Origin of the sequence: Nostoc sp. PCC 7107 (genome assembly GCF_000316625.1) — a bacterium.
In the GTDB taxonomy this organism is placed as follows: Bacteria; Cyanobacteriota; Cyanobacteriia; order Cyanobacteriales; family Nostocaceae; genus Nostoc_B.
In genome coordinates this window covers 393,751-405,889 of record NC_019676.1, presented here as the reverse complement: position 1 = coordinate 405,889, position 12,139 = coordinate 393,751, and the positions used below count along the sequence as shown (strand labels likewise).

Below are 12,139 nucleotides of genomic sequence, written 5' to 3'. Positions count from 1 at the left end.
GTGTAAGGGTGTGTCTGTTGTCAACCGGAATAATTGACCAGAGGAGGAGCCGCGGGGACAACTGTATCCCAGCCATTTTTTACTGGTTCACTAGCTGTTTCGGCGTATTCATTAACAGCTTGGTTCTTGGCGAAGAAGGGTTTATGTGTGGCGATTTTCGTTAGCCATTTGTGATATTCTTCGGGGGATTCCACAACTACATTTGCCTGCATAGTGGCAAAGTAGGTGCCGCTATATTGAGAGTCGGTGAGGTGATATTGCCCCTGACGAATGGGGGTAAATTCAAAGTCGATAGTGTGGTTGGGAATGATGTCTTGTTTGAGGCGGAATGCGGGGATGTAAAAGCCGTGCAGTACATCTTCTGATTGCAGTGCTAAACGCACACGGCGATCGCTTGGTAAATGCAATTCGGTACTGGTAACATTTTTCTCAGGGTAATGGAATACCCACGCCCATTGTTTGGCAATGACATCAATTTTTTCTACAGGTTCGCTCATAGCAGCTTCTTTCGTGGCTGCATAAGCTGATTCCATTCCCACAGGATTATGCAAATGCACTAGCTGTGTGGGGCCTTGAATTCCCATTTGTTCGTAAACTTGGGAGCTATAGCCAGCAATCCACAGTACTAACATAATGGGAATGGCTGTCCAAACAACTTCTAGGGTGACATTACCTTCGATGTGGGGGCCATCGCTGAAGTCGTCTTTTTCGGCGCGATGGAAAATCACAGAGTACATTAAGGTGCTGGTAACACCAAGAAAAATAAATGCACCTAATGTCACCAAAAAGCTGATCAAATCATCAATCAGATGAGATTCGGCCGCTGCTTGGGGAGGTAGCCAAGAATAGGCTTGTTTACCTATCCACATACTGGTGATGCTCACAGCGATCGCACCAGTAATTAAGGTTAATATGTTTAAAATCTTGGGGAGTTTCATGGGTTTTGGTCATTGGTCAAGAGTCATTGGTCAAGAGTCATTGGTCATTAACAAAGGACAAATGACAAAGGATAAAAATTATTTGAGCATTGTGTTCAGGTCTTCGCCTAATTTCAGTAATCTATCTGCGGTGTTGTGAACACCAAATTCGGCCGCTAGTTGCGCTCCTAATGTGCCGTGGAGGAACATCAAAAACATAATTGCTATTCCAGCCAACAAATAGCTCCAATGCACTTCTGTATCGGAATTTCTGCTCCATACAAAACGCTGCCATCCTCTCCACATGGTCATCCCAACAAACAGGGCGAGTAAGACGACACCACCAATACCATGCCAAAGCATTGTTTGCATTGCTGGCAAGCCCCAAGCACTTTTGATTTCCGTGGGTGGGGTTGCTAAAAGCATTTCGTAAAAGCCAGCAGCCACAGTAAAAAAGGTAATAATGGTTGAGCCAAACATGTTGTACCAACCCACATCAAAGAAGTTGGCACGTTCAACCGTAATGGCCAAAAATTTGAATACCCATTTTTGCAAAGGAAATAGAACACCCACAATATCAAAGGTAATACCAATGATGAATAGACCAATGGTGAGATGTACTAAGTTTGGGTGAATCGGCAGAGTGTAAGGCAGTCCGTTAGCACCCAATTCTACGTTCAATTGATTAATTAGGTCTGAATTCATGGCAGCATTCCATCCTTGACTGCTTCAACAACTGGTACTGTGTGCAATCCATATACCCAAACCAATTGATCACCGAAATATACTTGTACACCGACAATTGCTACTAAGATAAATCCGGCTGCTAAATAATGAATTGGTAATTTTTGGGGATTGTGCGAACGAATTACATAGCGCCATGCTGTAATTGCCGCGATGATGCCAGAAAGTGACCAACCAATCAGTGTATGGATATTTAAAACTGATTTAGCTACGTCGTAGGGTTGGGCTAAACCTGCTTCAAATTGTCCAAAAATAATCGCTACAAAAATGGCGATTGTCGCAACAAACATATTCCACCAACCCACCTCAAATAGGCGAGCTTTGCCAGTAAAATAACCTACTAAGTCACAGAAAAATGCAAACACTACCATCGCAATTACAAAGTGAACAACGATTGGGTGTAGCGTATCTGGATAGGGTAAATTATGGTCGTTCAACGATGTAAAAAAATCAAACATAGTTTACTGCACCTCAGCCAAAGTTTCATGATTAACAAACAAGCATGATCATCACTACAAACATTTACACCTGATTGGATGATGTTCAGAACCGCGTAGCGAAATCCAATAAATCAGGTATTAGCTTTTTTCTAGCTAAATTGGTTGAAGTTACTATTTATCGTCAATGATTGAGTTCAATTCATTTGTTCATGCTGATACTTTCTCACAACGATTTTGAATTTACCTCACAAAATCGAAGTTATTGGGTTAATACTCGGTCATCTATCTATTAGCTTAAGGATTTTTTTAGTAGTTGTCAAAAAAATAATAGAAAGCTTGAGAAATGAAGCCACTAACAGAAAAACTATTATGATGATGTAGCTTATCTACCTTTTGGTTTCAGATATTGCATAGATAAAAATATGTGTATATGCAATGTTATACAATTAGAGAATATGTATTTGTAATTAAAATAACAAAAACATTACTATGAGAAGTTTTTGAAAAGCAGAAAATAAGTGACTGATATAGTGAAATCAGAAATTAATTAAAATTATTTGATTATTTATTGATTTGATTTTGCATTAAAAAAAAGCTTATATCTCCGAAATATGTAAAAAGACTGAGTGAAAATTTTGTTGTTATGCTTAATATTCGTCAGGCGATCGCCAATTAATTCTTCTCAGAGCAGTATTAAAATAATTCTGTCCTGAAAAACGTGTGATTATCTTCTAGCTAAAAACCAATGTGTATAGTGCTGCATCAAAAAGCACCGTACTATTATTTTATGTTTAATTGAAATTGTCCTAATTAATACTTGTATTGAGTTTTGCTTCTAAAGGCGATCGCCTAAATAATTTGCCCTTAACAGATACTGGCAATTTCTTCTGAAAAATAGAAGTTTTGAGTGTCAGTTATCCAGTAGTATGTGTCATTGGTAGTAATTCTGTTGGTGAAATATGTTGCATTTCACAGCTAGTCGGCTCAACTTACGGAAAAAGACACAATCTTAAGTACGTACGGTTTTTTCAACCTAATGTAGTATGTAAATCTCCATACAAAGGCAGAAATAAAATTGATACTTTTATTTTAAGTAATTACTAAGGGATAAAAGAAATAGTTTGTCGTGATAAATGTTCTGCTAAAAGATTCTTAACGTTTAAATAACGGCAAAGTCAACACCAAAAAATCGTCTAATTCGATACAATTAATAGGCTGGGAGAGCCAAGGAGAACTAAGTGGTGCTATCAAAAGGCTTTGAAATCGAGATGTATACTGGCACACCTCAAGGTGAAATTGTTGGTCTCTCTGATAGGATTGTTGCAGATTTGGACGGCTTTATGCGGGAACCAGACAGCCGCAACGTGGAATATATAACGAAGCCATCCACAAGTTACGAAAATCTCTTATGTGCTTTACTATATCCCCGCCGTGAGTTAAGAAAGTACCTCCAGCGTTTGGGGGACTACACTTTAATACCCGGAAGTACTTTGTCTTTGAGTGGGGGCGATCGCTTCTTTCGTTCTGATCCAACCAATCCTTATCATGACTATATTGAACAGAGCTACGGCACAAATGTAGTTACCGCCAGTGTGCATATCAATATAGGTATTAGCGACCCAGAAGTATTAATGCAGGCTTGTCGGCTCATCCGCTTAGAAGCACCACTGTTCCTCGCTCTCAGCGCTTCATCGCCGTTTTTTAATGGCAAAACCACTGGCTATCACTCTACACGTTGGGGTGTCTTTCCCCAAACTCCCGCTTACGTGCCGTTATTTACTAGCCACGCCCATCATATTCAGTGGGTAGAAGAGCAGTTAGTGGCGGGGACAATGCAAAATGTGCGCCATTTATGGGTATCGGTACGACCTAATGGCGATCGCCGTCCTTATGATCTCAATCGCTTAGAACTGCGAATTTGCGATTTAGTCACAGATCCCATTGCTTTACTCGCAATTACCGCACTGTTAGAAGCGCGTTTGTTGCAGGTAATCAATAATCCCGATTTAGACCCCTTAACTAACAGTAGCTTCTCCCCAGAAGAATTAATCGCTCTGACCACTAACAATGAAATAGCAGCCGCTAGTGCAAGTCTTGATGCTCAGATGCAACATTGGCAAGATGGCAGAACCATTTTAGCTAGAGATTGGATTGCAGAATTATATCAAGAAGTTTGGGCGATCGCTAAACAACAAGGCTTTAGTTGTTTCCTTTCCCCATTGCATAAAATTCTGCGTGAAGGTAACGAAGCTCAACAGTGGTTACAACTACACAGTGTCGGTTTTGACTCTCAGCGTGTTATTACCCAAGCGATTGTGGCGACACAAGAACGAGAAATGGAATTAGAAAACAAATTGTGTTCATCCTTGCTGGCTTAATGAGAAATTGAGGTTGTTCAAATTACATACTTTCTGGTTTAAGGCTGTCATTAGTCTTTGCAAAAAACAAGGGACAAATGACTCATGACGGCTTTTATGGGTTTTTTACGTAATTTAGATGTGTTTTAGCTGATTTACGAGTACCTAATACCAGACCGCAAAATTCTCGTTACTCCAAGACCATAATTTATGGTTTCATACATAAGGTAGATTTTCTCCAAATAGCCAGCAAATAACTCAGGACGGATTTCCACTTCGGAAAACATAAAGTAGTTTTCTCCGCAAGTTAATCCAACACATTTTCTGAAAATTTTCGGGGAATTTTGGCGATTTTTTTGTTTTAAAAAACTAATCGATGTAAACTAAAAAATGGTTATTAAGAAAACCTATGAATAACCTCTACCTTTAGATAGATTTTTTCTGGTTAATGTAATTTTTTATACAAAAAAACTCATTTTTTACAGACAATGCCCCAGGTAGTTTTAGTAAATCCGCAAATTCCCCCTAATACAGGCAATATAGCCCGTACTTGCGCTGCGACAGGAACAGAACTACATTTAGTGGGGCCTTTAGGATTTGAAATTAGCGATCGCTACCTTAAAAGGGCTGGATTAGATTACTGGCCTTATGTCAAACTCCATGAGCATGAGTCACTTGCAGCCTTTAAAAGCTTACATCAGCAGAGAGGCGGTAGATGTTTAGGTTTCTCTGTGAGAGGAAGTTTTAATTACACTCAATTTCAGTTTAAACCTAATGATTGGCTCCTGTTTGGTAGCGAGACTACTGGCTTATCACCAGAGGCGTTATTAATTTGTGATACAACCTTGTACATTCCCATGTTTCAACCAGAGGTTCGTAGCCTCAATCTTTCTGTCAGTGTTGCCATAGGCTTGTTTGAAGCTCGGCGACAACTAGGTTATTTAATGTAGTTTTTGATCAAGAACTTCATAAGCATTTATACTTGCAAAAGTCTTGGAGTTAATTGAAACCTGGGTTTTAGACAGCAAATGATTCAATGATCGTCAAAAACAATTGGACTTTTTATACTTGAGCCATTGTAATTTAAGTAATAATTCTGAAAAAATCTAGTTCACTAGATAGGTTTAATATAAGAAATTTATATATTAAATTTGAGAATATACCAAATTTGAATGATAGATTTTGATGAATTTCATTCATCGCGCCGCAAGAAACAAAAAGCTGAAAATCCATACGGATAAGGCCTTTGTATTATCTTGTCTGAATAAGTATATTTCAGGAGGACAAAAGTACTGGAGAGTTTGTACGGTTGTCTTTTAGGGAAGAATCAACGTAAAGTCTCCTGTTGGGAAGACGGATTGGCAAGAAAAACCTTGAAGATATTTACAGCAGGAGGCATCACTTTTTTAAAAGTTATAGCAACTACAATTGCTGACAAGAAAAGCAGATTCGGCTAATATCAACTTTTCCAATCCCAGCGAGTAAAGTAAATTAAGCGCTGACAACTTTAAAGAGCAAAAGTTCTAGAGTATGAGGATTGGAACAGACAAGTAAGCACAGCAACTTTATGTTTTGCTAACAGGTGTAAACTTGTCTAAATCAGAGAAGCAGGTTAATCTTGCGTAAGTGTCTCTGGTGAATGTGATCCAGATCCGTCATCAGATGTGATCGAAATCATGGACTAGTATTCCGACTGCAAAATCGAGGTCAGTTAAGCGCTAGTGATCATAGGAGGTCGTCTTTGAAACGAGCATTGAAAAAAAGAGTAAAAGCTGTGCTGAAAAATACCCCCAGCAGTGATGGTGTCCCGAACGAACAGTTAAATGTGGTGAATTCCAAGATCAATCGTCGGGTTAGCACACAAGCCGCCATGATTGGCTTGGCTATCTCAGTCGGAGCAACTAGTCTTTTAGTGACTCGACAAAGCGATCAAGCCCAAGCAGCAGCACCTGTAGGTAGCCAAAAAGTCGCCTCAAATCTTCCTGCTGCGCCTGACACTGAGGTGAAATTCGTTCCCACAAAGCTAGAGACAAAACTTGTCTCTGCTGCGACTATGGCAGAAAATGCTGTCATTATGGAACCAACAGCAATTTCACAATTGCCTGGGCTTGAAGCTAAATTGCAAGTTGCGGCAAGTGGAATGTCTGTGCTAGTTCCAGCACCAGAGGATAATTCCCAAACAGCAGCAAACACAAATGCCATCAACCAGTCGCAATTAGCCAAGGATGGAGAGGCAAAGGAAATCCTGAATGCAAATGATGTAGCCGCCAACCAAATACCAACAACAGGTAGCGAAACTACTATTGCCAGAGATGAAGTTAACGCTAAATTAAAAGCACAGCAAGAATTTGCGCTATATCATTTACAAGAAAAATCTCACCGTTTAAGAGCAAGTCTGGCGGAGTTGCGGTCTGGGGAATCGAAAAACTTAGCCAAAAATACTGCATTGGCTCAGGAGACAACTGTAGCAGAAAAATTGTCACCTACTATTATCAATAAAGAGGTAGCACAACAGTTGCCTGCTTTGGTCGATGAAGACAAAACAAAGTTCTTTCCAGAAACTAAGCAGATAAAATCTCCTAGCGAGCAGAGACAACCACTAGCAACAACATCTGCACCTGCCACACCACAGATGGTGTCACCAGCAAACAATGATACAGCTTACGAAGTTAAGCCTGGAGACACCTTAGCAGCGATCGCCAGCCGGTACAACACCACTATTGCAGAATTAGCGAAACTCAACAATATTAGCAATCCCAACCAGCTGAAAATTAGTCAGAAGCTGATTCTGCCATCTGCTAATGGAAACCGCAATGGATCAATCTCAATACCTGTAGCAGTTAATCCATCTGTTGTACAGTTTACCAATAATTCCCCAGTAGCTGGGGTACCTATTAACACTGCCAGCAGTAACCCCAATGTATCCTTAGCACCAGTTTCACCAGTTTTTATTAATAATAATGCTGTAAAGCCCACCACCACAGTCACAAAAAACAACCAAACACAAACAAATACTGCTAACGCTAATACTTACGGTGTAGGTGGTGACACGCCCGTACCCAAAGTATTCGCCGAACTACAGTCAGGAAGCCAAACTGCCCAAAAGGTAGCCAGAGGCAGAAATAACGAGCGTCTACAGAGTTTACAGGCGGAAATTCAAAGACTACAGCAGAAATATCGCGCTCAAGAGTCTGGCAATGTAGTTGCACAAGCAAGTACAGATACTGACAAAAACAGCGTGGCGATCCCAATTCCTGTAGCTATTCCTAATAACTTGGCTGTTACCAAGCCTGTATCAGGAAACAAGAATTTTGCAGTGCCTATTCCTGTTCCGACACCAATCTTACCAAGCTACAGCGCTCAACCAGTTAAGCCTGAATTTCGTGCGGCTCGCACTACAAACGAGCCAATTAATCCAGAGTTTCTGCCTAACCAGGCTAGAGTAGCAGTACCACCAATTGGGGTCAACGCTGCTGATTCTCCCAGAAGAATGCGGGGAACTCAGGTATCGCCACAATTACCACCTTTGGCAGCGGTAGATCAATACTTACCTAAACCAGTTGATGAGACTATTCCTCCACCTTCCAACTCATCTGTAGCTTATATTTGGCCAGCAAAAGGTGTATTTACCTCTGGTTATGGTTGGCGTTGGGGAAGAATGCACAAAGGTATCGACGTTGCTAACGCCACTGGTACACCAGTTTACGCATCGGCTGATGGTGTAATTGAAAAGGCTGGCTGGAATAAAGGTGGTTACGGTAATCTCGTTGATATTCGCCACCCTGACGGCAGTCTGACTCGTTATGGTCATAACAGCAAGATTTTGGTACGTGCAGGTCAACAAGTGCGTCAAGGCGAAACCATTGCTTTAATGGGCAGTACTGGTTTCAGCACTGGGCCGCACACCCACTTTGAAATCCATGCTTCAGGTAAGGGCGCAGTTAATCCAATTGCCTTTCTACCACAACAAAACCGCATATAAGTCCTTGTCTGTATCCAAATCAGTCATTGCCTTATTCAAAGGGGGAGTTTTCCTCCCTCTTTGACCCAGTTTTGTCAGATGCTAGATTTGATTTTGTTGAAAAATAGACTAGTCATAAACAAATGTATATGCTATATTAAGAATTAATGCAAAAACGATTGGCTCAGTAGCTCAGTTGGTTAGAGCACGGGACTCATAAGCCTGGGGTCGTTGGTTCAACTCCGACCTGAGCCATTTAGGACTTATATATATTATGCTCATCCTGCTAAATACCTTCATATATTTTTGAGCATGATTTATCAGCGGAATAAATGCTTGTTTCAACTCTAAATTGTTTATTCCTAGAGTTAGATCGTAGACTTGCTCATCGTGAACGCGATCGCCCGCTAGATAATTTACACTCAAGGTGAGACCGAATTATTTGCAGCTTCTGTTATGTCTTCCAGTTTAGATTCTTTACCACCTGCTCTCGCTAAAATCGTCCAGCGCTTTCAACGTGCTTCCGATCCTAAGCGGCGCTATGAACAACTCATCTGGTATGCACAGAAGCTTCCAGAGTTTCCAGAAGCTGACAAGCTACCAGAAAATAAAGTCCCTGGTTGCGTTTCTCAGGTTTATGTCACCGCAGCTTTAAATGAAGGGAAAGTTTTCTTTCAAGGAGAATCTGATTCTCAGTTAACTAAAGGATTAGTCGCGCTGTTAATTGAAGGTTTAAATGGGCTGAATCCCACAGAAGTTGTCCAATTAACACCCGATTTTATTCAAGAAACAGGTTTAAATGTCAGCTTGACACCTTCCCGCGCTAACGGGTTTTATAACATATTTAAAACTATGCAGAAAAAGGCGTTGGAATGCAAGTTGGAACAATCATAACTCTATACTGACTAAGGTACTGATGAAGCATGAAAGTACTGAGTAATTTTTATTGTACTCAGTACTCATTCAGTTTAAAAAACATTGCACTAGTTAGTTGGATTTCGTTCAATCACTTTAAGCTGTTTTGAAAAATCGGATAATTTCGCGGACATGATCGAGAAATTGCCCATCAGTAGAAAGTTGAGCGATCGCATTTCTAGCTTCTCTGGCTAAACGTTCATGTTCTGTTTTATTTGTGGCGCGTAATTCTTCTAAATTAGCTAAAATTCTGGATAGTTCTTTGCGTGTTTCTTCAGCGAAACGTTGTTGAGTTGCAGGTAAAGAATATGCTTGTTCTGGGTTCAGTTGTTCTTCTAAAGATTGCACTTTTTGTTCTAACTCCAAGAAGCGATTCCGCAGTTCAAAAATATCTTCGCGGGGATACTTCCATTCTTGGCTAATCATAGTTAGCCGTGCATACAAATATTCGTAGGCGCGAATAGCGGGACGCAAAATTGTTAATAATAAAGCCGCACCAGAACTGATGTAACCTACTGCACTGATTCCAGTGGCAGCGAGGGTGTAAAGTCCCACTGCTGAAAATAAGTGTAAAGCAACAGCAAGCCAAAGCGATCGCTTGGCTAACAACTGGACATATTTTACTTGTTTTCCATCTACAGAAATACCTTTTTCCGAAGATTGCGCTGCTTCTGCTAAAACTTCTTTAGCTTGAAAATGCACATTCCAAGGTACAGTGACAATTACCAACAACCACCAGAAACTTGCACCGCCAATTATCCAATCTAGGAAGTTACCTGCGGGTACATGAAACCATTGCAGTACGCCAAAAGCTAACAATAATACAGTGAAAATTCCGACAATAGAACTGATAAAAAAGTTAAAATACATTTTGCTATGACTCCAGTCAAACTATCATCTCAATCATGACTACGACTGGGCATTTCTACGGAATGGTTGTGCTGGTTTGGCTACTTGCACAGATTAATTATTGAATAAGATAACTGCGCCAAACTCTTGGAGCATCTTTGCTAGTCTTATCTGGTAATAATAATCGCCAAGTTTTACCTTCTTGTTGAATTTGCAAGTAAAGTTCAAAAGGTTGTTGCAGTTGCTTCAACTGTCGCTGCGGTAGCTTGATAATTAAATCGTATTTTCCTTTGACGCGGAATGCTGGTAAATTTTGAATTGTCAGTGGTTTTTCTTCAGCAATTTTTAACTGCTGAATTTCCAACCCCTGAAAATCTAGATCGAGTTTTTGACTAAGTTCTTGTTTGGTTTGTTCTAGCCCAAGTGCGATCGCTTTTCGTACTAACTCGCTAGTTGGCAGTAGTCCAACAGTACCACAAGCAGTTAACAATACTAGCAAAATCATTGTGAGAAACAATCGCACCATCTTTGATATTCTACTCTCCAGCGATAGTATAGCGGTATATGCCTTAAATGGTTACATTTCGCTGTCAATCGCTTTAGGCTTACCTGCTGATAATAAGGTCTTTGTCTATGATGTTAACGAAGAGTATACAGCGATCGCACGGCGATATTGGCAGCAATCATTGGCTACTGAATGAAGTTTAGCACTTAAGAGAGGTTAATATATCCTCAAGCCAAATCAAACTCAATACTTATTTTTAGATTTATTGGAAGATAAATTGACTATTCAGTTATAGTTTATCTACCCGTCTTTACTATCTTTATTTTTTAGTATTAAAATTTACCTAAATAACTAATTATTGCTTCAAACTTATAACTAAAGTAAGGCATTTAATTTGGATGAATTAATTAACTTGATTAAGCGTCTAAACCAGATTTGTTTCCCTAAATATCTTCATAAATATAATTTCTATTTAGTAGATAATTAATTTTTTTGGCTGGTTGCATAAGTGAAACTATATTTTTAAAATGATGTACGAGGAAATTATATGAATCTTTTATTATCAAAAATCCAAAAAAGAATTTTTAAGAAAATTTATCAAATACCATTTATAAAACAGCAAAATGATATTACTTATCAAAAAGCGATTAATAAGTATAAAAGAAATTTACCTATTATCTCAAAAGATGACCTAGCATTAGTTGAAAAAATTAATCATGAAGGTGTTGCAATCACATCCTTAGATAACTTGGGTATTGCATCTAATTATCAACTTCTTCAGACAGCCAAGTATCTTGCATCTGAGATTAAACAAGATATTAGCAGTGATGATAATCAATACGTTATTCATGCTAGTTCACAGCGAATAATCGAATACTCTGAAATTTTTTTGTGGGGATTAGAACAACGTTTACTAAATATTATCGAGCATTATCTTGGTCTGCCAGTAGCATATCATGGTACATATTTTCGGAGAGACTTGGCAAATAAACTAGAAAAAGGTTCTCGACTTTGGCATTTAGACCCAGAAGACCGCAAAGTATTGAAAATAATAGTTTATGTGAATGACGTTTCAGAAAATCAGGGGCCTTTTCAATATATACCTCTGTCTTTGACCTCGAATATAGTTCAATCTTTAAAATATAATTATGGCTATATCCCAAATCAAACGATGCAAAAGGTGACTTCACCAAACAACTATAAATCCTGTATCGGGAGTTCTGGTACAGTAATTTTTGCTGCTACAGGTAGCATTTTCCACAGAGGCAAAGCCCCAGAAAATTCAGACAGATTTACTATATTTTTTGATTATACTTCTAGGAGGAAAAAAGAACTATTTTATATTAATAATTCTCTACCTCACCAAGCTTTACTTAAACTTTCAAAAAATCTTTCTGTTCGACAAAAGCAATCTCTATTCTGGCAAGAATATCTAGAATAGTTATTTTCAT

The 12,139-nt window shown here is 39.2% G+C and carries 10 protein-coding genes, 1 tRNA gene and 1 pseudogene; 7 read left to right on the top strand and 5 right to left on the bottom strand.

Features of this window, described 5'->3' with window-relative positions:
• Positions 1–20 precede the first annotated feature (20 nt).
• The 3 genes from NOS7107_RS01775 to NOS7107_RS01765 form a co-directional block, all read right to left on the bottom strand.
• Positions 21–938, bottom strand: a complete 918-nt coding sequence (locus tag NOS7107_RS01775) for a cytochrome c oxidase subunit II (protein ID WP_015111276.1) — start codon at positions 936–938, stop codon at positions 21–23.
• 78 nt (positions 939–1,016) lie between these two features.
• The gene (locus NOS7107_RS01770) at positions 1,017–1,622 is read right to left on the bottom strand and encodes a DUF2231 domain-containing protein (RefSeq protein ID WP_015111275.1); all 606 of its coding nucleotides are present in this window, start codon (positions 1,620–1,622) and stop codon (positions 1,017–1,019) included.
• Entirely contained in the window at positions 1,619–2,119 is a 501-nt protein-coding gene (locus NOS7107_RS01765) for a DUF2231 domain-containing protein (protein ID WP_015111274.1), read from the bottom strand. The genes NOS7107_RS01770 and NOS7107_RS01765 overlap by 4 nt, the downstream gene beginning before the upstream one ends.
• A 1,220-nt stretch (positions 2,120–3,339) precedes the next feature.
• On the opposite strand from NOS7107_RS01765, the gene gshA reads away from it, so the two are divergent.
• The 5 genes from gshA to NOS7107_RS01740 all read left to right on the top strand — a co-directional run bounded on the left by gshA (position 3,340) and on the right by NOS7107_RS01740 (position 9,313).
• Positions 3,340–4,479 carry a glutamate--cysteine ligase gene (gene gshA, locus NOS7107_RS01760; protein WP_015111273.1) on the top strand — a complete coding sequence of 380 codons (1,140 nt, stop codon included), beginning with the start codon at positions 3,340–3,342 and terminating at the stop codon, positions 4,477–4,479.
• A 467-nt stretch (positions 4,480–4,946) separates the two neighbouring features.
• On the top strand, positions 4,947–5,408 hold the full coding sequence (locus NOS7107_RS01755) for a tRNA (cytidine(34)-2'-O)-methyltransferase (RefSeq protein WP_015111272.1): 462 nt from the start codon (positions 4,947–4,949) through the stop codon (positions 5,406–5,408).
• Between the two features lie 791 nt (positions 5,409–6,199).
• Positions 6,200–8,440 (top strand): peptidoglycan DD-metalloendopeptidase family protein, encoded by a 2,241-nt coding sequence (locus NOS7107_RS01750; RefSeq protein WP_015111271.1) that lies wholly within the window; start codon positions 6,200–6,202, stop codon positions 8,438–8,440.
• Between the two features lie 160 nt (positions 8,441–8,600).
• A tRNA-Met gene (locus NOS7107_RS01745) sits at positions 8,601–8,674 on the top strand.
• 201 nt (positions 8,675–8,875) lie between these two features.
• Positions 8,876–9,313: a SufE family protein gene (locus tag NOS7107_RS01740; RefSeq protein WP_015111270.1), complete on the top strand. Its 438-nt coding sequence runs from the start codon at positions 8,876–8,878 to the stop codon at positions 9,311–9,313.
• Positions 9,314–9,430: 117 nt separating this feature from the next.
• Here the strand turns inward: NOS7107_RS01740 and NOS7107_RS01735 are convergent, their stop codons facing one another.
• Together NOS7107_RS01735 and NOS7107_RS01730 are read right to left on the bottom strand one after the other, a co-directional pair.
• Positions 9,431–10,204, bottom strand: coding sequence for a hypothetical protein (locus NOS7107_RS01735; protein WP_015111269.1), 774 nt, complete (start codon positions 10,202–10,204; stop codon positions 9,431–9,433).
• 97 nt (positions 10,205–10,301) lie between these two features.
• Complete coding sequence (locus tag NOS7107_RS01730) at positions 10,302–10,709, bottom strand: hypothetical protein (protein ID WP_015111268.1); 408 nt, start codon at positions 10,707–10,709, stop codon at positions 10,302–10,304.
• Between NOS7107_RS01730 and NOS7107_RS29215 the strand changes: the two are divergent.
• Positions 10,708–10,869 (top strand): annotated as a pseudogene (locus tag NOS7107_RS29215) (SAM-dependent methyltransferase); the annotation flags it as partial. The gene NOS7107_RS01730 and the pseudogene NOS7107_RS29215 overlap by 2 nt on opposite strands.
• A gap of 366 nt (positions 10,870–11,235) precedes the next feature.
• Positions 11,236–12,129 (top strand): hypothetical protein, encoded by an 894-nt coding sequence (locus NOS7107_RS01725; RefSeq protein ID WP_015111267.1) that lies wholly within the window; start codon positions 11,236–11,238, stop codon positions 12,127–12,129.
• The last annotated feature ends 10 nt before the right edge of the window (positions 12,130–12,139 follow it).

Excerpts from the sequence above, each read along its gene's own strand:
- NOS7107_RS01775 (WP_015111276.1), bottom strand. The coding sequence starts at position 938 with ATGAAACTCCCCAAGATTTTAAACATATTAACCTTAATTACTGGTGCG.
- NOS7107_RS01770 (WP_015111275.1), bottom strand. The coding sequence starts at position 1,622 with ATGAATTCAGACCTAATTAATCAATTGAACGTAGAATTGGGTGCTAAC.
- NOS7107_RS01765 (WP_015111274.1), bottom strand. The coding sequence starts at position 2,119 with ATGTTTGATTTTTTTACATCGTTGAACGACCATAATTTACCCTATCCA.
- NOS7107_RS01755 (WP_015111272.1), top strand. The coding sequence starts at position 4,947 with ATGCCCCAGGTAGTTTTAGTAAATCCGCAAATTCCCCCTAATACAGGC.
- NOS7107_RS01740 (WP_015111270.1), top strand. The coding sequence starts at position 8,876 with ATGTCTTCCAGTTTAGATTCTTTACCACCTGCTCTCGCTAAAATCGTC.
- NOS7107_RS01735 (WP_015111269.1), bottom strand. The coding sequence starts at position 10,204 with ATGTATTTTAACTTTTTTATCAGTTCTATTGTCGGAATTTTCACTGTA.
- NOS7107_RS01730 (WP_015111268.1), bottom strand. The coding sequence starts at position 10,709 with ATGGTGCGATTGTTTCTCACAATGATTTTGCTAGTATTGTTAACTGCT.
- NOS7107_RS01725 (WP_015111267.1), top strand. The coding sequence starts at position 11,236 with ATGAATCTTTTATTATCAAAAATCCAAAAAAGAATTTTTAAGAAAATT.